The 17,554-nt window shown below is 72.0% G+C and carries 20 protein-coding genes and 1 riboswitch; of the genes, 5 read left to right on the forward strand and 15 right to left on the reverse strand.

Features of this window, described 5'->3' with window-relative positions; translation table 11 throughout:
- Positions 1 to 30: 30 nt before the first annotated feature.
- From ligA to ACE4Q9_RS10080, 4 genes are read right to left on the reverse strand one after another with little or no spacing between them, the layout of a single operon-like run.
- Complete coding sequence (ligA, locus tag ACE4Q9_RS10065) at positions 31 to 2,229, reverse strand: NAD-dependent DNA ligase LigA (RefSeq protein WP_397983891.1); 2,199 nt, start codon at positions 2,227 to 2,229, stop codon at positions 31 to 33.
- 15 nt (positions 2,230 to 2,244) lie between these two features.
- Complete coding sequence (locus tag ACE4Q9_RS10070) at positions 2,245 to 3,252, reverse strand: methionine synthase (protein WP_397983892.1); 1,008 nt, start codon at positions 3,250 to 3,252, stop codon at positions 2,245 to 2,247.
- Between the two features lie 31 nt (positions 3,253 to 3,283).
- Positions 3,284 to 3,982, reverse strand: coding sequence for an SDR family oxidoreductase (locus ACE4Q9_RS10075; RefSeq protein WP_397983893.1), 699 nt, complete (start codon positions 3,980 to 3,982; stop codon positions 3,284 to 3,286).
- A 7-nt stretch (positions 3,983 to 3,989) separates the two neighbouring features.
- The gene (locus ACE4Q9_RS10080) at positions 3,990 to 4,529 is read right to left on the reverse strand and encodes a TIGR00730 family Rossman fold protein (protein WP_397983894.1); all 540 of its coding nucleotides are present in this window, start codon (positions 4,527 to 4,529) and stop codon (positions 3,990 to 3,992) included.
- Between the two features lie 74 nt (positions 4,530 to 4,603).
- Between ACE4Q9_RS10080 and ACE4Q9_RS10085 the strand changes: the two genes are divergently transcribed.
- Positions 4,604 to 4,927 carry a DUF427 domain-containing protein gene (locus ACE4Q9_RS10085; RefSeq protein ID WP_397983895.1) on the forward strand — a complete coding sequence of 108 codons (324 nt, stop codon included), beginning with the start codon at positions 4,604 to 4,606 and terminating at the stop codon, positions 4,925 to 4,927.
- A gap of 37 nt (positions 4,928 to 4,964) precedes the next feature.
- On the forward strand, positions 4,965 to 5,747 hold the full coding sequence (locus ACE4Q9_RS10090) for an alpha/beta fold hydrolase (RefSeq protein WP_397983896.1): 783 nt from the start codon (positions 4,965 to 4,967) through the stop codon (positions 5,745 to 5,747).
- A gap of 21 nt (positions 5,748 to 5,768) precedes the next feature.
- Here the strand turns inward: ACE4Q9_RS10090 and mnmA are convergent, their stop codons facing one another.
- The 4 genes from mnmA to ACE4Q9_RS10110 form a co-directional block, all read right to left on the reverse strand.
- Positions 5,769 to 6,890: a tRNA 2-thiouridine(34) synthase MnmA gene (mnmA, locus tag ACE4Q9_RS10095; protein WP_397983897.1), complete on the reverse strand. Its 1,122-nt coding sequence runs from the start codon at positions 6,888 to 6,890 to the stop codon at positions 5,769 to 5,771.
- Positions 6,891 to 6,977: 87 nt separating this feature from the next.
- A riboswitch (TPP riboswitch) is annotated at positions 6,978 to 7,152 on the forward strand.
- 26 nt (positions 7,153 to 7,178) lie between these two features.
- Positions 7,179 to 8,348 (reverse strand): cysteine desulfurase family protein, encoded by a 1,170-nt coding sequence (locus ACE4Q9_RS10100; protein WP_397983898.1) that lies wholly within the window; start codon positions 8,346 to 8,348, stop codon positions 7,179 to 7,181.
- Between the two features lie 148 nt (positions 8,349 to 8,496).
- A complete protein-coding gene (locus tag ACE4Q9_RS10105) occupies positions 8,497 to 8,775 on the reverse strand; it encodes a DUF4190 domain-containing protein (RefSeq protein WP_397983899.1) in 279 nt (92 codons plus the stop codon).
- 41 nt (positions 8,776 to 8,816) lie between these two features.
- A complete protein-coding gene (locus tag ACE4Q9_RS10110; protein ID WP_397983900.1) occupies positions 8,817 to 8,984 on the reverse strand; it encodes a hypothetical protein in 168 nt (55 codons plus the stop codon).
- A 145-nt stretch (positions 8,985 to 9,129) separates the two neighbouring features.
- Between ACE4Q9_RS10110 and ACE4Q9_RS10115 the strand changes: the two genes are divergently transcribed.
- A complete protein-coding gene (locus ACE4Q9_RS10115) occupies positions 9,130 to 9,756 on the forward strand; it encodes a TetR family transcriptional regulator (RefSeq protein WP_397983901.1) in 627 nt (208 codons plus the stop codon).
- Positions 9,757 to 9,789: 33 nt separating this feature from the next.
- On the opposite strand, the gene ACE4Q9_RS10120 is transcribed toward ACE4Q9_RS10115, so the two are convergent.
- The 5 genes from ACE4Q9_RS10120 to ACE4Q9_RS10140 all read right to left on the reverse strand — a co-directional run bounded on the left by ACE4Q9_RS10120 (position 9,790) and on the right by ACE4Q9_RS10140 (position 14,154).
- A complete protein-coding gene (locus ACE4Q9_RS10120; protein WP_397983902.1) occupies positions 9,790 to 10,569 on the reverse strand; it encodes an ABC transporter permease in 780 nt (259 codons plus the stop codon).
- Positions 10,566 to 11,561: an ATP-binding cassette domain-containing protein gene (locus ACE4Q9_RS10125; protein ID WP_397987168.1), complete on the reverse strand. Its 996-nt coding sequence runs from the start codon at positions 11,559 to 11,561 to the stop codon at positions 10,566 to 10,568. Before ACE4Q9_RS10125 ends, ACE4Q9_RS10120 begins: the two co-directional genes overlap by 4 nt.
- A gap of 99 nt (positions 11,562 to 11,660) precedes the next feature.
- The gene (locus tag ACE4Q9_RS10130; RefSeq protein ID WP_397983903.1) at positions 11,661 to 12,500 is read right to left on the reverse strand and encodes a DUF4097 family beta strand repeat-containing protein; all 840 of its coding nucleotides are present in this window, start codon (positions 12,498 to 12,500) and stop codon (positions 11,661 to 11,663) included.
- An 80-nt stretch (positions 12,501 to 12,580) separates the two neighbouring features.
- Positions 12,581 to 13,090, reverse strand: a complete 510-nt coding sequence (locus ACE4Q9_RS10135; RefSeq protein ID WP_397983904.1) for a toxin-antitoxin system HicB family antitoxin — start codon at positions 13,088 to 13,090, stop codon at positions 12,581 to 12,583.
- 176 nt (positions 13,091 to 13,266) lie between these two features.
- Entirely contained in the window at positions 13,267 to 14,154 is an 888-nt protein-coding gene (locus tag ACE4Q9_RS10140) for a LysR family transcriptional regulator (RefSeq protein WP_397983905.1), read from the reverse strand.
- Between the two features lie 113 nt (positions 14,155 to 14,267).
- On the opposite strand from ACE4Q9_RS10140, the gene ACE4Q9_RS10145 reads away from it, so the two are divergent.
- The gene (locus ACE4Q9_RS10145; protein ID WP_397983906.1) at positions 14,268 to 14,633 is read left to right on the forward strand and encodes a YybH family protein; all 366 of its coding nucleotides are present in this window, start codon (positions 14,268 to 14,270) and stop codon (positions 14,631 to 14,633) included.
- Positions 14,634 to 14,653: 20 nt separating this feature from the next.
- Here the strand turns inward: ACE4Q9_RS10145 and ACE4Q9_RS10150 are convergent, their stop codons facing one another.
- Positions 14,654 to 15,517 (reverse strand): thioesterase family protein, encoded by an 864-nt coding sequence (locus tag ACE4Q9_RS10150; RefSeq protein WP_397983907.1) that lies wholly within the window; start codon positions 15,515 to 15,517, stop codon positions 14,654 to 14,656.
- 159 nt (positions 15,518 to 15,676) lie between these two features.
- Between ACE4Q9_RS10150 and ACE4Q9_RS10155 the strand changes: the two genes are divergently transcribed.
- Entirely contained in the window at positions 15,677 to 16,963 is a 1,287-nt protein-coding gene (locus ACE4Q9_RS10155; protein WP_397983908.1) for an alpha/beta hydrolase, read from the forward strand.
- Here the strand turns inward: ACE4Q9_RS10155 and ACE4Q9_RS10160 are convergent.
- Positions 16,872 to 17,531, reverse strand: a complete 660-nt coding sequence (locus ACE4Q9_RS10160; RefSeq protein ID WP_397983909.1) for a trimeric intracellular cation channel family protein — start codon at positions 17,529 to 17,531, stop codon at positions 16,872 to 16,874. The genes ACE4Q9_RS10155 and ACE4Q9_RS10160 overlap by 92 nt on opposite strands.
- Positions 17,532 to 17,554 lie beyond the last annotated feature (23 nt).

Below are 17,554 nucleotides of genomic sequence, written 5' to 3' on the forward strand. Positions count from 1 at the left end.
GGTATGCGCCGAACGGGTGGCCTTCAACCGCTACTCCTCGGTCGGAAGCGCGGCCTCCGTCGCGGCCTCGGGACCCTGCTCCAACAGGACGCCGAATCCGTCCTCGTCGAGCACCGGAACCTTCAATTGCATGGCCTTGTCGTATTTCGATCCCGGATTGTCACCAACGACAACGAAAGAGGTCTTCTTCGAAACCGAGCCGGTCACTTTGGCGCCCCGGCTCTGAAGCGCCTCCTTGGCGCCGTCCCGTGTGAAGTTCTCCAGCGTGCCGGTGACCACGACGGTCAGCCCCTCCAGCGGACGCGGACCCTCCGCCTCCCCGCTGACCTGGTCCTCCAGCGGAACCCCGGCGGCCTTCCACTTGCGGACGATCTCGCGGTGCCACTCCTCGGCGAACCACTCCTTGACCGCGGCGGCGATGATGGGTCCGACGCCGTCGGTGGCCGCCAACTCCTCTTCCGTGGCCTGTTCGATGCGGTCGGTGGAGCGGAACTCGCGGGCGAGGGCCTGGGCAGCGACCGGGCCGACATGCCGGATGGACAGCCCGTTCAGGAAACGCGCCAGCGGGCGGGACTTGGCCGCCTCGATGTTCTCCAGCAGCGCGAGAGTGTTCTTCTTCGGCTCGCCCTTCTGGTTGGCGAAGACCGTGACGACCTTCGCCTCGCCGGTCTTGGGGTCGTGCTTGGGCAGCCCGCTGTCCGGGTCGAGGACGTACGCCTTGATGGGCAGCAGCTTCTCCACCGTCAGGTCGAACAGGTCGCCCTCGTCCACCAGCGGCGGGTCGGCCGGCTCCAGCGGGCGCGTGAGGGCGGCGGCGGCCACCCCGCCGAAGTGCTCGATGTCCAGGCACTCGCGGCCCGCGAGGTAGGAGACGCGCTCGCGCAACTGGGCCGGGCAGGTGCGGGCGTTGGGGCAGCGGAGGTCGATGTCGCCCTCCTTCATGGGCCGCAGTGGGGTGCCGCACTCGGGGCACTCGCCGGGCATCACGAACTCCCGCTCGCTGCCGTCGCGCAGGTCGACCACCGGGCCGAGGATCTCCGGGATGACATCGCCGGCCTTGCGGATGACGACCGTGTCACCGATCAGCACGCCCTTGGCCTTGACGACCTCCTGGTTGTGCAGGGTGGCGAACTCGACCTCGCTGCCCGCGACGGTGACCGGCTCGACCTGGGCGTACGGCGTGACCCTGCCGGTGCGGCCGACGCCCACCTTGATGTCGATGAGCTTGGTGTTGACCTCCTCCGGCGCGTACTTGTAGGCGATGGCCCAGCGGGGGGCGCGCGCGGTGGAACCGAGGCGGCCCTGGAGGCGGATCTCGTCCAGCTTGATGACGGCGCCGTCGATCTCGTGCTCCACGGAGTGGCGGTTCTCGCCGTCGTAGTGCGCGATGAACTGCCGGACGCCGTCGAGGTCGTCGACCACCCGGTTGTGCGAGGAGGTGGGCAGGCCCCAGGACTTGAGGAGGTCGTACGCCTGGGACAGGCGGGTCATCCCGCTGAAGCCCTCCAGGGCACCGATGCCGTGCACCACCATGTGCAGGGGGCGGGTGGCGGTGACCCGGGGGTCCTTCTGGCGCAGCGAACCGGCCGCCGCGTTGCGGGGGTTGGCGAAGGGCTTGTCGCCGGCCGCGACCAGGCGCTCGTTCAGTTCGAGGAACTTCTCCATCGGGAAGTAGACCTCGCCGCGGATCTCCACCAGGTCGGGGACCTTGTCGCCGTCCAGCCGGTCGGGGATGTCCGCGATGGTGCGCACGTTGGGCGTGATGTCCTCGCCGGTGCGGCCGTCGCCGCGGGTCGCGGCGCGGGTGAGACGGCCGTGTTCGTACGTGAGGTTGACGGCGAGGCCGTCGACCTTCAGCTCGCACAGGAAGTGGTACTTCTGGTCGCCGAGTTCGCGGGCGATGCGGTCGGCCCAGGCGGCCAGTTCCTCGTCGTTGAAGGTGTTGTCGAGGGAGAGCATGCGCTGGCGGTGCTCGACGGCGGTGAACTCCGTCTCGTACGACCCCGCGACCTTCTGGGTGGGCGAGTCGGGGGTGCGCAGTTCAGGGTACTGCTCCTCCAGCGCCTCCAGGGACTTCAGGAGCTGGTCGAACTCCGCGTCGCTGATGACGGGAGCGTCCTTCACGTAGTACCGGAAGCGGTGCTCCTCGATCTGCTCCGCCAGCTGCGCGTGCCTGTCGCGGGCCTCGGCGGGCACCGCCGTGGTCTCCGCCTGCTTGTCGCCGGCCACCGTGTTGTCCTCCCGTTACTCTGGGTTGTCCGCGAGGGATCTCGCCGCCCGGACGCAATGGGCGAGCGCCTGGCGCGCGTAGCCGGGGGAAGCGCCCGCGAGACCGCACGCCGGGGTGAGGGTGACCGCCTCGGCGAGCAGGCCCGGATGCAGCCCCAGCCTGCGCCACAACGTCCTGACACCCATGACGCTACCGGCAGGGTCTGACAATGGGCCGTCCGTGCCGGGTACGACACCGGCGAACAGCCGGGTACCGGCCTCGACGGCCTCGCCGATCGCGTCGTCGTCACGTTCGGTGAGCAGCGCGAAGTCGAACGACACGGCGTCGGCGCCGGCCCGGCGCAGCAGGGCGAAGGGCACGTCGGGGGCGCAGGAGTGGACGGCGACGGGGCCGTCCGGGTGGGCGCCGACGACCTCCCGCAGGGTGTGTTCCACGACCTGGCGGTCCACGGCGCGATGGGTGCGGTAGCCGCTGGCGGTGCGGACCTGGCCGCGCAGCACGGCGGTGAGGGAGGGCTCGTCGAGCTGGAGCAGCACGCGGGCGCCGGGGACGCGGCGCCGGACCTCGGCGAGGTGGAGTCGGAGCCCCTCGGCGAGGGAGCCGGCGAGGTCGCGGCAGGCGCCGGGGTCGGAGAGGGCGGCCTCGCCGTTCCTCAGCTCCAGGGCGGCGGCGAGCGTCCAGGGCCCGACCGCCTGCACCTTCAGGTCGCCCTCGTAGCCTTGCGTGAACTCCTCCAGCGCGTCCAGGTCCTCCCTGAGCCAGCCGCGCGCCCGCCGGGTGTCCCGCCCCGGCCGGTCCCCGATCCGCCAGCCGCTGGGCTCCACGTGCGCGTACAGCTCGACCAGCATCCCGGCGGTCCGGCCGATCATGTCCGCGCCGGGCCCGCGGGCGGGCAGTTCGGGCAGGTACGGGAAGTCCTCGAAGGACCCGGTGACGGTCTTGACGGCCTCCCGGGCGTCCCCGCCGGGCATGGACCCGACTCCGGTGGCCCCGGCGAACCTGAACACGCTGTTTTCGCTCACCGGAGAAGCCTACGGAACCCGCGGGCCCCGCTCACCGTCCCGGTCGTACCGTCAGATCATTGACCTCGGCGTCTCGCGGGAGGTCCAGCGCCATCACGATCGTCGTGGCCACCGACTCGGGATCGATCCACTTGCCGGCGTCGTACTCCTTGCCCTCCTGCTGGTGCACCTTGGCCTGCATGGGGCTCGCGGTGCGGCCCGGATAGACGGAGGTGACGCGGACGCCCGCGGCGTGCTCCTCCTGGCGCAGGGCGTCGGCGAGGGCCTTGAGGCCGTGCTTGGAGGCGGCGTACGCGCCCCAGCCGGCGTGCGCGGCGAGGCCCGCGCCGGAGTTGACGAAGAGGACGTGGCCGCGGGCCGCGCGCAGCTGGGGCAGCAGCAGGCGGGTCAGCTCGGCGGGGGCCATGAGGTTGACGTCGAGCTGGTGGCGCCAGGACTTGGGGGTCAGCTCGCCCACCTCGCCGAGGTCCACCACGCCGGCGATGTGCAGCAGGGAGTCCACCCGGTCGGGCAGTGTCTGGTGGGAGAGCGCCCAGGAGAGCCGGTCCGGTTCGGCGAGGTCGCCGACCAGGGTGCGGGCGCCGGGAAACTCCCCGGCCAGTTCCTTCGCGCGGCCCGCGTCCCGCGCGTGCAGCAGGAGTTCGTCCCCGCGCGCGTGCAGCCGGCGGGCGACGGCCGCGCCGATGCCGGAACCGGCCCCGGTGATCACATGTGTAGCCATACCCGCCATGCTCGCATCAGCGGGTACCGAGCTGCTCCTCCAGGTAGGCGAGGGCGCCGACCGGCTCCTCGGCGAAGAAGACCAGCTCGGCCAGGGGGCGGGGCAGGAAGCCCTCCTCCTCCATGCGGCGGAACTGCTCGCGCAGCCCGTCGTAGAACCCGGCGGTGTTCAGCAGCACCACCGGCTTCTGCGTGCGCCCGTGCTTCTTCAGCTCCAGGATCTCGGTGGCCTCGTCCAGCGTGCCGGTGCCGCCCACCATGATGACGACGGCGTCGGCCTTCTCCAAGAGGAGCTTCTTGCGCTCGGCGAGGTCGGCGGCGATCACCATCTCGTCGGCGGCGGGCCGCGTCTTGTTGGCCAGGAACTCCACGGACACGCCGACCAGCCGGCCGCCCGCCTCATCCACCCCGTCGGCGACGACCTTCATCAGACCGACGTTGGAACCGCCCCAGACCAGGGTGTGGCCGCCCTTGCCGAGCAGCTCCGCGAACTCGCGGGCGGGGCGGGTGTACCGCTCGTCGAGATCGGCGGCGGAGAGGAAGACGCAGATGTTCATGTTCCCTACCGTACGCGGGAGGAACCCGGCGTCGTACGCGGGAAGAACCCGGCGCCCGGCGGCGCTGTCCTGGTATGGCTGAAGGACACATCATCACCATCGAAGCCGGCGAGCGGCACGTGCGCGTGGTGCACGGCGACCAGGTGCTCGCGCAGACCGACCGCCCCCTCCTCCTGCGCGAGACGGGCTGCCCGGACCGCTACTACATCCCGGCCGGGGACGTACGCCTCGACCTGCTGACCCGCTCCGGGACCCACACCGTCTGCCCCTTCAAGGGCACGGCATCCTACTGGTCGCTGCCGGACGCGCCCGATCTCGCCTGGGCGTACCCGGAGCCGAAGCCGGACGTCGCGGCGATCAAGGACCACCTCTGCTTCTACGACGTCGACGTGTCGTGAGCGACGAGTCCGGGCTCGTGCGGCAGTCTGCACCGACATGGACAAGAGGACGACTTCACGCGACGGAACCCCCCTCGCCTACGCGGTGACCGGCCGGGGGCCCGCGGTGATCCTGGTGAGCGGCGCGATGTCCACCGGTGGCACCCTGGCCCCCCTGGCCGAGCGGCTCGCGGACCGGGTGACGGCCGTCGTCTACGACCGCCGGGGGCGCGGTGAGAGCGGCGACACCCCGCCGTACGCGGTGGACCGCGAGATCGAGGACCTGGCCGCGCTGCTCGACGCGGTCGGCCGGGACGCCGCGCTGTTCGGCGTCTCCTCCGGCGGCGCGCTGGTGCTCCAGGCGGCGGCGAGCGGGCTGCCGGTCACCCGTGCGGCGGTGTACGAGGTGCCGTACGCGGACCATCTGGCGGGCGGCGCCGAGCGGGAGGCCGCGTACAAGCGGGACCTCGGCCGGGCGCTCGCGGCGGACCGGCGCGGGGACGCGGTCGAGCTGTTCCTGCGGCTCACCGCGCTCGGCGAGGAGATGATCGGGCGCGCCCGGCAGTCCCCCATGTGGCCCGGCCTGGAGGCCGTCGCGCCGAGCCTCGCGTACGACGACGCCGTGATGGGCGACGGACTGCTCCCCCGCGACCGCCTCGCGGCCGTCTCCGTGCCCCTGCTGGCCATCGCGGGCGGCGCGAGCCCCGAGTGGATGCGCCGGGCCGGCCGGGACATCGCGGACGCGGTGCCCGGCGGCGCGTACCGGGTCCTGGAGGGCCAGACCCACATGGTGGAGCCGGAGGCGCTGGGCCCGGTACTGGCCGAGTTCTTCACGGCCTAGGTGTGCTGTCCCAGGGGGGGGTCACACCGCCGTCGTCGCCCGTGTGGTGGAGGCGATCGTGGCCGAGCCGACGACGCGGGTGCCGTCGTAGAGCACGATCGCCTGGCCGGGGGCGACGCCGCGGACCGGTTCGGTGAAGGTGACGCGCAGTTCGCCGTCGACCGGCTCGGCCCGCACCTCGGTCTCGCCGCCGTGGGCGCGCAGCTGGGCGGTGTAGGTGCCGGGGGCGGTGGGGGCGGTGCCGCACCAGCGGGGCTTGATCGCGGTGAGGGCGGTGACGTCCAGGGCGGCGGCCGGGCCGACGGTGACGGTGTTGGTGACCGGGGAGATGTCGAGGACGTAGCGCGGCTTGCCGTCCGGGGCCGGGGTGCCGATGCGCAGGCCCTTGCGCTGGCCGATGGTGAAGCCGTACGCCCCCTCGTGCGTGCCGAGGCGGGTGCCGGACTCGTCCACGATGTCGCCCTCGGCCTTGCCGAGCCGCCGGGCGAGGAAGCCCTGGGTGTCGCCGTCGGCGATGAAGCAGATGTCGTGCGAGTCGGGCTTCTTGGCCACCGCGAGGCCCCGGCGCTCGGCCTCGGCGCGGATCTCCTCCTTGGTGGTGACCGTGTCGCCGAGCGGGAACATCGCGTGCGCGAGCTGCTTCTCGTCCAGGACGCCGAGGACGTACGACTGGTCCTTGGCCATGTCGGAGGCGCGGTGCAGCTCGCGGGAGCCGTCCTCGCGGACGATCACCTTGGCGTAGTGGCCGGTGCAGACGGCGTCGAAGCCGAGGGCGAGCGCCTTGTCCAGGAGCGCGGCGAACTTGATCTTCTCGTTGCAGCGCAGGCACGGGTTGGGGGTGCGGCCGGCCTCGTACTCGGCGATGAAGTCCTCGACGACGTCCTCGCGGAAGCGGTCGGCGAGGTCCCACACGTAGAAGGGGATGCCGATGACGTCGGCGGCGCGGCGGGCGTCGCGGGAGTCCTCGATGGTGCAACAGCCCCGCGCGCCGGTGCGGAAGGACTGGGGGTTGGCGGAGAGCGCGAGATGGACGCCGGTGACGTCATGGCCGGCTTCCGCGGCGCGCGCGGCGGCGACGGCGGAGTCGACACCGCCGGACATGGCGGCGAGGACGCGGAGGGGGCGCTGCGGGGTCTCAGTCATAACGCTTCCAGGGTACGGGCCCCGGAAAAATCATGGGCCGGGCTCTTTATGTCTGGTATGGGCGGTCTTATCCTGAACACAGACCTACGAGACGAGTGAGGGAGTCCAAGCGGAGTAGCCGACGTCAGCGTGAGACCGCGAGGGATCCGCTGGTGCCGACGTCGACGCTCGGGCTGAGAGGCCGGATGGTCGTAGACCGGAAGGCGACCTCCAGACACCTGATCCGGACAATGCCGGCGAAGGGAACCCGCCTCGTAGGTCGTTTGCATGCCCGCCGCGGGGTCCGGTTCAGGTGAGACCGGCGGCGCGGGCGCGTTCCACGGCGGGGCCGATGGCCTTGGCGACGGCGTCCACGTCCGCCCGGGTGGAGGTGTGGCCCAGGGAGAAGCGCAGGGTGCCGCGGGCCAGGTCCGGGTCGACGCCGGCGGCGAGCAGGACGTGGCTGGGCTGGGCGACGCCCGCGGTGCAGGCGGAGCCGGTGGAGCACTCGATGCCCTGGGCGTCCAGCAGGAGCAGCAGGGAGTCGCCCTCGCAGCCGGGGAAGGTGAAGTGCGCGTTGGCGGGCAGCCGGCCGCCGGGCGCGGGGTCGCCGCCGAGGATCGCGTCCGGTACGGCGGCCAGCACGGCGTCGGCCAACTGGTCGCGCAGGGCGCCCACTTCCCGCTCGAACCGCGCGCGCCGCTCCGTCGCCAGGCGGCCGGCGACGGCGAAGGAGACGATGGCGGGGACGTCGAGGGTGCCGGAGCGCACATGGCGCTCCTGGCCGCCGCCGTGCAGCACGGGTACGGGGGTGTGCTCGCGGCCCAGCAGCAGGGCGCCGATGCCGTACGGACCGCCGATCTTGTGTCCCGAGACGGTCATCGCGGCGAGGCCGGAGGCGCCGAAGCCGACGGGGACCTGACCGAACGCCTGGACGGCGTCGGCGTGCAGCGGGATGCCGAACTCGGCGGCGACGTCGGCGAGTTCGCGGATCGGCATGATCGTGCCGATCTCGTTGTTGGCCCACATCACGGTGGCCAGCGCGACGTCCTTCGGGTTGCGGGCGATGGCCTCGCGCAGGGCGTCGGGGTGGACGCGGCCGTGGGAGTCGACGGGCAGGTACTCGACGGTGGCGCCCTCGTGCTCGCCGAGCCAGTGCACGGCGTCCAGGACGGCGTGGTGCTCGACGGGGCTGGACAGGACGCGGGTGCGGGCGGGGTCGGCGGCGCGGCGGGACCAGTACAGGCCCTTCACGGCGAGGTTGTCGGCCTCGGTGCCGCCGGAGGTGAACACGACCTCGCTGGGCCGTGCGCCGAGTGCGTCGGCGAGGGTCTCGCGGGATTCCTCGACCGCCCGACGGGCCTGGCGGCCGGAGGCGTGCAGGGAGGAGGCGTTGCCCGTAACGCTCAGCTGGGCGGTCAGAGCCTCCGCCGCCTCCGGGAGCATCGGGGTGGTCGCGGCGTGATCGAGGTAAGCCATGGTGGGGAGATTCTACGGCGCGGCGGGTCATCGGGCCGTGCGCCCCACGTCGGCCGCACCGGACGCGGCCGCGGCGCACCCGGCACCGCGCTCCTCCCAGCGGCCCCGCGGGAGGCATGCCCGCGTCGGCGGGCGGTGCGCCGGCGGGTCACAGGCTCCAGGAGACCGTGTGGGAGACCTGCATGACGATCAGCAGGACGGCCAGGTCGGCGACGCCCAGGGCGAGGCCCAGGTAGGCGCGGCCTCGGCGGGCCGTGCCGCGCCACAGGGAGACCGCGGCCAGGACGATGGCGATCGGGCCGAGGAAGAGGTTGAGGACGAGGAGGCCGAGAAGGCCGAGGATGAAGGACGCCACGGCCATGCCGTCGGCGTCGCGCTTGCGTGCGGGGGCCTGGGAACGGGCCGGGGCCGGTGCGGTGAGCTGCATGGTGCTCGCCTCCTGAGGGTCGGTGGGCGGTCGGCGGGCGGTCAGTTGGCCGAGGTGCGCCGGCGGCGGCCGAGCCGCTCGCGGACGGCGAAGACGCCGAGCCAGACGGCGATGACGGCGGCCAGGACACCGGTGACCGGCAGCGGTGCGTGGGCCACGGTGCCCAGCACCACACCGAGCAGCATGAGTGCGGCGACGAGGAACAGCATGGGATCGGATCCCCCTCCGAGATGCCTCGTGTGGCAGGCTCTGTAAAGTTTCGGTGAACAGCTGTAGTAACACTTGTTCACTCACTTTGAGTGTATCCCGTCCGGCCGCTTTTCAATTCCGGAGAACAGTTGTTAACTGGATGACATGAGTCACACCCTCGGCGTCCGGCAGGCCCAGAAGCAGAAGACCCGGCAGGCGTTCCTCGACGCGGCGCTCGCGCTGCTGGAGGAGCAGAGCCTGAGCAGCCTGGGCCTGCGCGAGGTCACCCGTGCCGTCGGGGTCGCCCCCACCGCCTTCTACCGGCACTTCCGCTCGATCCCCGACCTCGGTGTCGCCCTGGTCGACGAGGCGCTGGGCAGCCTGCACCCGATGGTGCGCGAGACGGTGTCCACGACCGGTGACAGCGAGGAACGCATCACCCGCGCCGTGGAGCTGATCGCCCGTTACGTCGCCGCCCACCCCTCCCACGTCCGCTTCATCGCCCGCGAGCGGCACGGCGGGGTGCAGCCGGTACGCGAGGCCATCGGCGACCAACTGGCCCGGTTCGCCGGGGAGGTGAAGGCCGAGCTGGCCCAGGACCCCGCGTCGGCGGGCTGGAGCGACGACGACGTGCTGATGCTCGCCCGCCTGTACGTCGACCAGATGCTGATCAGCGCCTCCCAGTTCCTGGAGGCGCTGGACGGCCCGGTGCAGGAGCGGCACCGGGTGACCCGGCTGGCCACCCGGCAGCTGCGGCTCATCACCATCGGCCGCGACCACTGGCTGGACTGAACCGCCGCCGCAGGTTCCGGCCCGGCAGCGCCGTCAGCGCTTGGTCTCGCTGTTGAACAGCGAGCGCGACCAGAGGTGGCCGATCAGGGCGATCCCGGCGCACCAGGCCAGCGCGATCCATCCGTTGTCGCCGATCTCCGTGCCGCAGAGCAGTCCGCGCAGCGTCTCGGTCATCGGCGTGAACGGCTGGTTCTCGGCGAACCAGCGCAGCCCCGGCGACATGGACCCGGCCGGCACGAACGCCGAGCCGAGGAACGGCAGGAACTGGATCAGCAGCGGCTTGTTGCTCGCGGACTCGACCGTCTTGGAGATCAGACCGAGCGCCACCGACAGCCAGGTCACCGCGAACGCGATGGCCGCGAGGAGGCCGGCCGCGGCGAGCCACTCCAGCGGGCTCGCCGCGGAGCGGAAGCCGACCGCGAGGGCGACGCCCACGACCGGGACGCAGCAGAGCATCGTCTGGATGACGCTGCCGACGACGTGCCCCGTCAGGAACGACGAGCGGGTGATGTTCATGGTGCGGAAGCGGTTGATGATGCCTTCGGTCATGTCGTTGCAGACCGCGATCGACGTCGACATCGAACCGGCGGCCACGCCCATGATGACGATTCCGGGGGTGAGGTAGCCGATGTAGGCGTCCCGGCCGCCCATCCCGGCGCCGATCGAGCCCCCGAAGGCGTACACGAACAGCAGCATCATCAGGATCGGCATCATGGCGGCGCCGAGCCCGACGGACGGGTAGCGGATCGCGTGCTTGAGGTTGCGCCGCAGCATCGCCCGGGAGTCGTGCACGGCGTGGACGAAGGTGCTCATCGGTTCTCCTTGAAGTGGAGCGGGGCGCCGGGGCCGCCGGTGCCCTGGCCGGTCAGGGCGAGGAAGACGTCGTCGAGGTCGGGGGTGTGCACGGAGAGGTCGGCGGTCCCGATGCCGGCGTCGGCGAGCCGGTCGAGCAGGGCGCGCAGGGCGTCGAGTCCCCCGTCGCCGGCGACCCGCAGGGCGAGTTCGCCGTCGTCACGGGCGGCGCCGGGGAAGGCCGCCGCCGCGCGCCCGTACGCGGCCGGGTCGGTGAACCGCAGCCGTACATGGCCGCCGGGGATGCGCGCCTTCAGCTCGTCGGCGGTTCCCTCGGCCACGATCCGGCCGCCGTCCAGCACCGCGATCCGGTCGGCCAACTGGTCGGCCTCCTCCAGGTACTGGGTGGTGAGGAAGACCGTCGTACCGCCCGCGACCAGCTCGCGGACCATCTCCCACATGGTGCGGCGGCTGCGCGGGTCGAGGCCGGTCGTCGGCTCGTCCAGGAAGATCACCCGGGGGTCGCCGACCAGTGTCATGGCGAGGTCGAGCCGGCGCCGCATGCCGCCGGAGAAGGTCGCGGCCCGCTTGCCCGCGACGTCCGCGATACCGAACCGTTCGAGCAACTCCCGTGTGCGGGCGCGCCCTTCGCGCTTGCCGAGGCGGAGCAGGTCGGCCATGAGGAGCAGGTTCTCCTCGGCGGTGAGCAGGTCGTCGAGCGCGGCGAACTGGCCGGTGACCCCGATCGCGGCGCGCACCCCGTCCGGGGCGGTGGCGATGTCGTGGCCGGTGACCTGCGCCTGTCCGCCGTCCGCGGCGACGAGCGTGGTCAGGATCTGCACGGTGGTGGTCTTGCCGGCCCCGTTGGGCCCGAGCAGCGCGAACACGGTGCCGGCCGGGATGCGCAGATCGATGCCGTCGAGGACGGTCTTGTCGCCGTACGACTTGCGCAGATCGAAGGCGGAGACGGCGGCGGGTGCCTGCGCACCGCCACCCTTTCTTGGTGTGAGCATGACAGAAGAAGGCATGACGCCCCCCGTTCGAAGGCTGAAGTGGGTGAAAGAGCGGAAGTGGCGGAAGAAGCGGGCGGGTTGCGGCGTGCCGGCCTCTGGTCAGCGCCGGGCGCGGCGCACGTCGATGCTGCCGTAGCGGGTACGGGCGCGGACCTTGACGGTCTCCTCGGACTCCTCGGGGGCCCCGGAGGCGGTGAGCGCGTTGCGCACGTGCCCGCGCTCGGAACTGACGTCCAGCCAGGCGGCCGTGCCCTCGCGGACACCGACCTCGATGGCGCCGTAGGAGGTCTCCAGCTGGACGCTGCCGCGCACGACTTCGGCGGCGCGCAGGGTGCCGTGGGCGGTGGTGGCGACGACGTCGCCCTCGGCGCACTCGATGTCGATGTCGCCGTTGGCGCCGTTCACCCGCAGGTCACCGGTCACGCGGCCGACGACCGTGCTGCCGTGCGAGTTCTTCAGGACGGCGGGGCCGTGGACGGCGCCGACGCGCAGACTGCCGGAGCTGGTGGTGATCTCGGCCCCGCCCGCGGCCCGGTCGACGCTGATCGAGCCGTGGGACACGGTCAGCTGGAGCGGCCCGGCGGTATCGAGGCGGACGTCGCCGACCGAGGTCTTCACGCGGGTCTCGCCGAGCGCGCCCTCGGCGAACACCTGGACCCAGGAGCCGCCCACGTCGACGCGGGAGCCCGCGGGCAGTTCGACCGTCACCTCGACGGTTCCGGTGGGTCCGATGAAGGTGCGCTCCCTGGTCCGGACGCTCAGCTCGCCGTTCGCGTACGTGACCTCGGTCTGTTCGGCGGCCCGTACGTCCTTGTTCCGCTTGCCGCCGGGCAGTACCTCCACGACGGTGTCGAGGCGGTCGCTCGCGATGAACCGGACGGAACCGGCGCCCACATGAGCGGTGACCGAAATGGGCTCGGGTGTGTCGAAAGCAGGCATGGCTGTGCCGTCCTCATGAGTCCGTGGGGCGTCCCCGCTGGTGGGACGTGGTGTGGGTGAAGAGGTCGGGCGGGGCGCTGCTAGCGCACCCAGCCCGTGAAGCTCTGCCCGAACGTCTGGGTCTTCTCCGTGGAGCGCGGCCGTGCCCCGCCGTCGACCGCGGCCGACACGGCCCGTACGAGCCAGGCGTTGACCGACAGCCCCTCCCGGCTCGCGGCCTCCTCGGCCCGCGCCTTGAGCTGGGCCGGCAACCGCAGATTGACGCGCGCGGTGCCGCCCTCGTCCGTGTCGGCGGGCACCTGCGGCAGCGCGACCGGCTCGCCGGCGGCCTCGGCGGGGCCGCCGGTCTCCGGCAGCGTCACCACGAAGTCGGGATCCAGTCCCCGCAGCCGCACATCGACCGAGCCGGGCGCCAGGTCCCGAGTGATCTCGTCCATCGCCGCGGACAGCACGTTGAGCATCGTCAGGCGGGTCGCCGACTCCAGCGGAGCGGTCAGCCGCTCGGCCAGCTCGCGGGCCTCCTCGCCGCCCGCTTCGGCGGCGACGGAGAGTTCGCGGCGGAGGTTGTCGACATAGGGGGTGAGGTCCATGACGCCATCATGGCACCACTTTGGCGCCATCCGCAAGAGGGTTTGGCGCTACAGGTCTCGACGTCTTGAGCAAAGCGAGGCGCGACCGCCTTGACCTGTATTAACGCGCAACAGCAGGCGCGTACGCCAAGGTGGCACCACATGGCGTCACGTGATGCCATGTGGTGCCATCCGGTTCACGCGCGTGTCGGCACGGCGAACGCCCGGCGGCTGTGCGCGAGGAGTGCGCGCACCGCCGGACCCTGGCCGCCCTTCCAGATCAGGGCGAGCAGTGCGGGGGCTTCGGCGTCCTCGATCAGGCGGGCGGTGAGCCGGTCGGTGTGGCGTGCGGCCATGGACTCACTGAGGACGGCGACCGCGAGATCGCGGGCCGCGAGGTCGGCGATGGCGTCCGCGGCGGTGGCCTGGAGGGCGATGACGGGACGGAGGTCCCGCGCGGCACACGCCTGGTCGAACACCGTGCGCACTCCGGTGCCCGGCGGCATGCACACGAGCGGGTGCGCGAGCAGCTCGGACAGGGTGATCCGGGGCCGCGCCGCCAGCGGATGGCCGGGCGGGACGGCCGCGACCAGCCGCTCGCCGACTAGGGTCAGCGCCTCCAGGTCCGTCGGTACGGCGGCGGTGCCGACGAGCGCCAGGTCGACCGCGCCGGTACGCACCCCTTCGAGGAGCCGGTCGGAGTTGTCCTCCAGCAGCGAGAGCTCCACGCCGGGGTGGGCCCGGTGGAACGCGGCGAGGGCGTCGAACAGCGGTGTCACGGTGCAGCCGACGACCATCCCGACGGTGAGCCGGCCCCGGATCAGGTCGCTCACCTCGCCCACCGCCTGCCCGACCGCCCCGGCGGCGGCCAGCGCGGCCCGCGCGTGGGCGAGGGCGGCCTTGCCCGCCACGGTGAGCGTGACCGTGCGGGCCGAGCGGTCGAACAGCTCAGCGCCCAGCTCCCGCTCCAGCCGGCGGATCTGGGCGCTGACGCCGGACTGGCTGATGTGCACCCGCTCGGCGGCGCGGGTGAAGTTCCGCTCCTCGGCGACCGCGACGAAGTACTCCAGCTGCCTCAGCTCCATGACCGGGGATTCTATGACCCCTGGTTCTGGTTTCCATACGTTCCATCTGTTGGACTTCTGGTCGGGCCACCACCAGGCTGGGAGGTGTCGGACGGAGTCAACAGGAGGAAGCCGTGCCGGAGTACGAGAAGGCCATGCGGCCCGAGGACATCACCCGCCTGTTCGTCGAGCGGTCCAACGCGGGGGACGCTACCGGGGTCGCCGCGCTCTACGAGGAGGAGGCGGTGCTCGCCTACCCGCCGGGCGAGCGGACCGTGGGCCGGGAGGCGATCCGGGCGCTGTGGGAGAAGGTGCTGGCGGGCCGGCCCCGGTTCGAGCCGGAGCCGCCGCTGCCCACGCTGGTCAGCGGCGACATCGCGCTCACCGCCACCCCGCCGAGGGACGGCGCCGGGGCCCGCGCCCAGGTCGCCCGGCGCCAGCCCGACGGAAGCTGGCTTCGCCTGCTCGACCAGCCCGAGTTCGTCACGCCCGCCCGCTGACCGGGGCTCGGGGCGCCCGATCAGGCCAGCCTGACCCGCGCCAGCTGGCGGGACTGGGCCACCAGCCGGTCCTCGCTGTCCCAGACTTCCGCGTCCTCTTCCAGGAAGCCGCCGGCGAGGTTGCGGGTCGTGATGGCGACGCGCAGCGGGCCCGGCGCGGGGCGGTGGCGGATGTGGGCCGTCAGCTCGACGGTGGGCACCCAGCCCTTGAGGCCCATCTCGAAGGCGGTCGGGGGCAGGGCGTCCACCGCCAGCAGCAGGGAGAGCGGGTCGGCGTCCCGGCCGTCCGCGAGCCCGAACCAGGCCCGCATCTCACCCTTGCCCGAGGGCTGCCCGAGCGCCCAGCCGAGGGTGGCCGGGTCCAGCTTCAGCAGCAGCCGGTCGGTGATGGCCGAGGTGCCCTTGAGCGGGTCGGGGCCGTCGGCGGGGCCGAAGCACTGCTCGAAGGGCGGGATCGCGGGCGGCTTCGCGGTCGTACGGACGTCATCGGGGAGGGCGGCGAGGTCGCCGTAGGAGGCGAGGACGCGGATGCGTTCGACCTCGTTGCCCTCGTCGTCGTACTGGAGGAGCGAGGCCTGGCCGGTGGAGAGGGTGCGGCCGGCGCGCACGGTCTGCGTGCGGATCACGGCCTTGCCCGGCCGCGACGCGGTCAGATAGTGCGCCGAGATGGTGAAGGGGTCCGGATGCGGGAGGGCGTCGCCGAGAGCCCGGCCGAGCACGGCCAGCAGATAGCCGCCGTTGACGGCGCCGAGGATGGTCCAGCCGGCCGAGAGGTCGAGATCGTAGACACCGGGCGCGCGGCGGGCGACGGCGGTGTCGCGGTCGAACTCGCTGTCGCCGATCACGGCCCGCGACGAGGAGGACGCGGAAGCTGCTTCTGACATGGTGAAACGGTACAACAGGCAATTACTAAGCGGTAGCTTTCTGGTTCGATCACCCCTCGCCGTCACGGTAGGATTACGGGAGGTGAGGTTTCGGCAATTTCTCGGTAAGTGTCAGGACACGTCCGTAACCCCGAGCCCTTGTTTCCCCTCTATGGGGACATGAGCCTCACCGGGACTCCGTTCCTCTACACGACCATCGTGCTGGCCGTGGTCGCCCTCATACTGCCGCTTCTGTTGTGGTCGAAGATGCGCGGCCCCAGACACCTGCGCACCGCCGCCCGCGTGCTGATGCTGCTGTTCGCCCAGGGCACGGCCGTCACGCTGGTCTTCGTGCTGGTGAACAACCAGAACAACCTGTACGACAACTGGGCCGACCTCTTCGGCACCGGCAGCCACGTCGAGCAGGCCGCCGACCTCGGCCGCGACGGCACCGGCGGCATAGCGGTCAAGAACCTGCCGAAGGTGAAGCAGACCTTCACCCAGGCCACCGGCCCCGGCATGCACTCCGCCGGCGGCGTCCGCGTCACCCAGCTCAAGGGCCGGGTCTCGGGCGTCGACGCCGAGGTCTACGTCTGGCTGCCGCCGCAGTACAACGACCCGGCCTACAGGCACAAGAAGTTCCCGGTGGTCGAGGTGCTGCCCGGCTACCCCGGATCGGCGCGCGCCTGGTTCGGCTCGATGAAGGCCCATGAGCAGCTGCTGCCGCTGATGCGCAGCGGCCAGGTGGCCCCCTTCATCATGGTCGCGCCGCGCACCAACCTGCTGGCCGGCGTGGACACCGGCTGCGCCAACATCCCGGGCCAGGTCAACGCCGACACGTGGCTCAGCATCGACGTGCCCAAGATGGTCATGGACAACTTCCGTGCCCAGCCGGCGCCGCAGGGCTGGGCCATCGCCGGGTACTCGGCGGGCGCCCAGTGCGCGGTGAAGCTGGCCGTGGCGCACCCGGACCGGTACCGGGCCGCGGTGAGCATGTCGGGCTACAACGACCCGATCGGCGAGCGCAACTCGCTGGCCGCGCAGAACCCCACCCTGCGCGCCGAGAACAACCCGTACCTGCTGCTGAAGAAGGCCGCCGTGCCGCCGCCCGTCGCGCTCTACGTCTCCGGCGAGTCCGGCGACGGCTACGAGGCGGGCATGGCGCTGGAATCGGTCGCCAAGGCGCCGACCACCGTGCACGTGGTCTTCCTGCCGAAGAGCGCGGGCGGTCACACGATGGCGCTGTGGCGGCCGCAGGTGCCCGCGGTGTTCCGCTGGCTCACCCTCCAGATGGGCCAGAGCCACGCCAAGGGCCGGGACCACTCGGTCACCGGCACGCCGGGCACCGGCGTCGGGGCGGCCGGCGAGGCCGGTACTACTCCTCCGTCACGGTCGACCGGCGGTTCCACGCACGCGGAGCTCGCCAGTGGAACCGCATCGCGAGCAGGCGCAGCACAAAAGCGGTGACGGCCGCGATCCCACTGGTGAGGGGGGTCAGCGCGTCGTAGCGGATGCACAGCGCCACCATGCCCGCGCCGACCATCGCCGGGACCGCGTACAGGTCGCGGTCCCAGCGCAGCAGCGAGGGCACCTCGTTGGCCACCAGGTCGCGCAGCACACCGCCGCCGACCGCGGTGGCCAGCCCCAAGGTCGCCGACGCGGTCAGGCCGAGGCCGTAGCCGTACGCCTTCGTCGTACCGCTGACACAGAACAGGCCGAGGCCGGCCGCGTCGAAGACGAGCACCGCCGTCTGGATCCGCTCCACGTGCGGGTGCAGGAAGAAGACGACGAGGGTGGCGAGCAGCGGGGTGACGAAGTACCCGAGGTCCGTGAAGGCCGCCGGGGGTACGGCTCCGATCACCACGTCGCGGAAGAGTCCCCCGCCCAGCGCGGTGACCTCGGCGAGCACGGCGATGCCGAACACGTCGAAGTTCTTCCGCACGGCCAGCAGCGCGCCGGAGATCGCGAAGACGAAGATGCCGATCACGTCGAGCGTGTGCTGGACGGAGGGGCTGAAGAACTGTTGGAGCTGCACCCTGACATTCTCACCTGTCGAGC

The sequence above is a fragment of the Streptomyces sp. AM6-12 genome (genome assembly GCF_044327085.1).
In the GTDB taxonomy this organism is placed as follows: Bacteria; Actinomycetota; Actinomycetes; order Streptomycetales; family Streptomycetaceae; genus Streptomyces.

Coding starts and splice junctions, on each gene's coding strand:
- ACE4Q9_RS10075 (WP_397983893.1), bottom strand. CDS start 3,982: ATGGCGGGTATGGCTACACATGTGATCACCGGGGCCGGTTCCGGCATC.
- ACE4Q9_RS10080 (WP_397983894.1), bottom strand. CDS start 4,529: ATGAACATCTGCGTCTTCCTCTCCGCCGCCGATCTCGACGAGCGGTAC.
- ACE4Q9_RS10085 (WP_397983895.1), top strand. CDS start 4,604: ATGGCTGAAGGACACATCATCACCATCGAAGCCGGCGAGCGGCACGTG.
- ACE4Q9_RS10090 (WP_397983896.1), top strand. CDS start 4,965: ATGGACAAGAGGACGACTTCACGCGACGGAACCCCCCTCGCCTACGCG.
- mnmA (WP_397983897.1), bottom strand. CDS start 6,890: ATGACTGAGACCCCGCAGCGCCCCCTCCGCGTCCTCGCCGCCATGTCC.
- ACE4Q9_RS10100 (WP_397983898.1), bottom strand. CDS start 8,348: ATGGCTTACCTCGATCACGCCGCGACCACCCCGATGCTCCCGGAGGCG.
- ACE4Q9_RS10105 (WP_397983899.1), bottom strand. CDS start 8,775: ATGCAGCTCACCGCACCGGCCCCGGCCCGTTCCCAGGCCCCCGCACGC.
- ACE4Q9_RS10110 (WP_397983900.1), bottom strand. CDS start 8,984: ATGCTGTTCCTCGTCGCCGCACTCATGCTGCTCGGTGTGGTGCTGGGC.
- ACE4Q9_RS10115 (WP_397983901.1), top strand. CDS start 9,130: ATGAGTCACACCCTCGGCGTCCGGCAGGCCCAGAAGCAGAAGACCCGG.
- ACE4Q9_RS10120 (WP_397983902.1), bottom strand. CDS start 10,569: ATGAGCACCTTCGTCCACGCCGTGCACGACTCCCGGGCGATGCTGCGG.
- ACE4Q9_RS10125 (WP_397987168.1), bottom strand. CDS start 11,561: ATGCTCACACCAAGAAAGGGTGGCGGTGCGCAGGCACCCGCCGCCGTC.
- ACE4Q9_RS10130 (WP_397983903.1), bottom strand. CDS start 12,500: ATGCCTGCTTTCGACACACCCGAGCCCATTTCGGTCACCGCTCATGTG.
- ACE4Q9_RS10135 (WP_397983904.1), bottom strand. CDS start 13,090: ATGGACCTCACCCCCTATGTCGACAACCTCCGCCGCGAACTCTCCGTC.
- ACE4Q9_RS10140 (WP_397983905.1), bottom strand. CDS start 14,154: ATGGAGCTGAGGCAGCTGGAGTACTTCGTCGCGGTCGCCGAGGAGCGG.
- ACE4Q9_RS10150 (WP_397983907.1), bottom strand. CDS start 15,517: ATGTCAGAAGCAGCTTCCGCGTCCTCCTCGTCGCGGGCCGTGATCGGC.
- ACE4Q9_RS10155 (WP_397983908.1), top strand. CDS start 15,677: ATGAGCCTCACCGGGACTCCGTTCCTCTACACGACCATCGTGCTGGCC.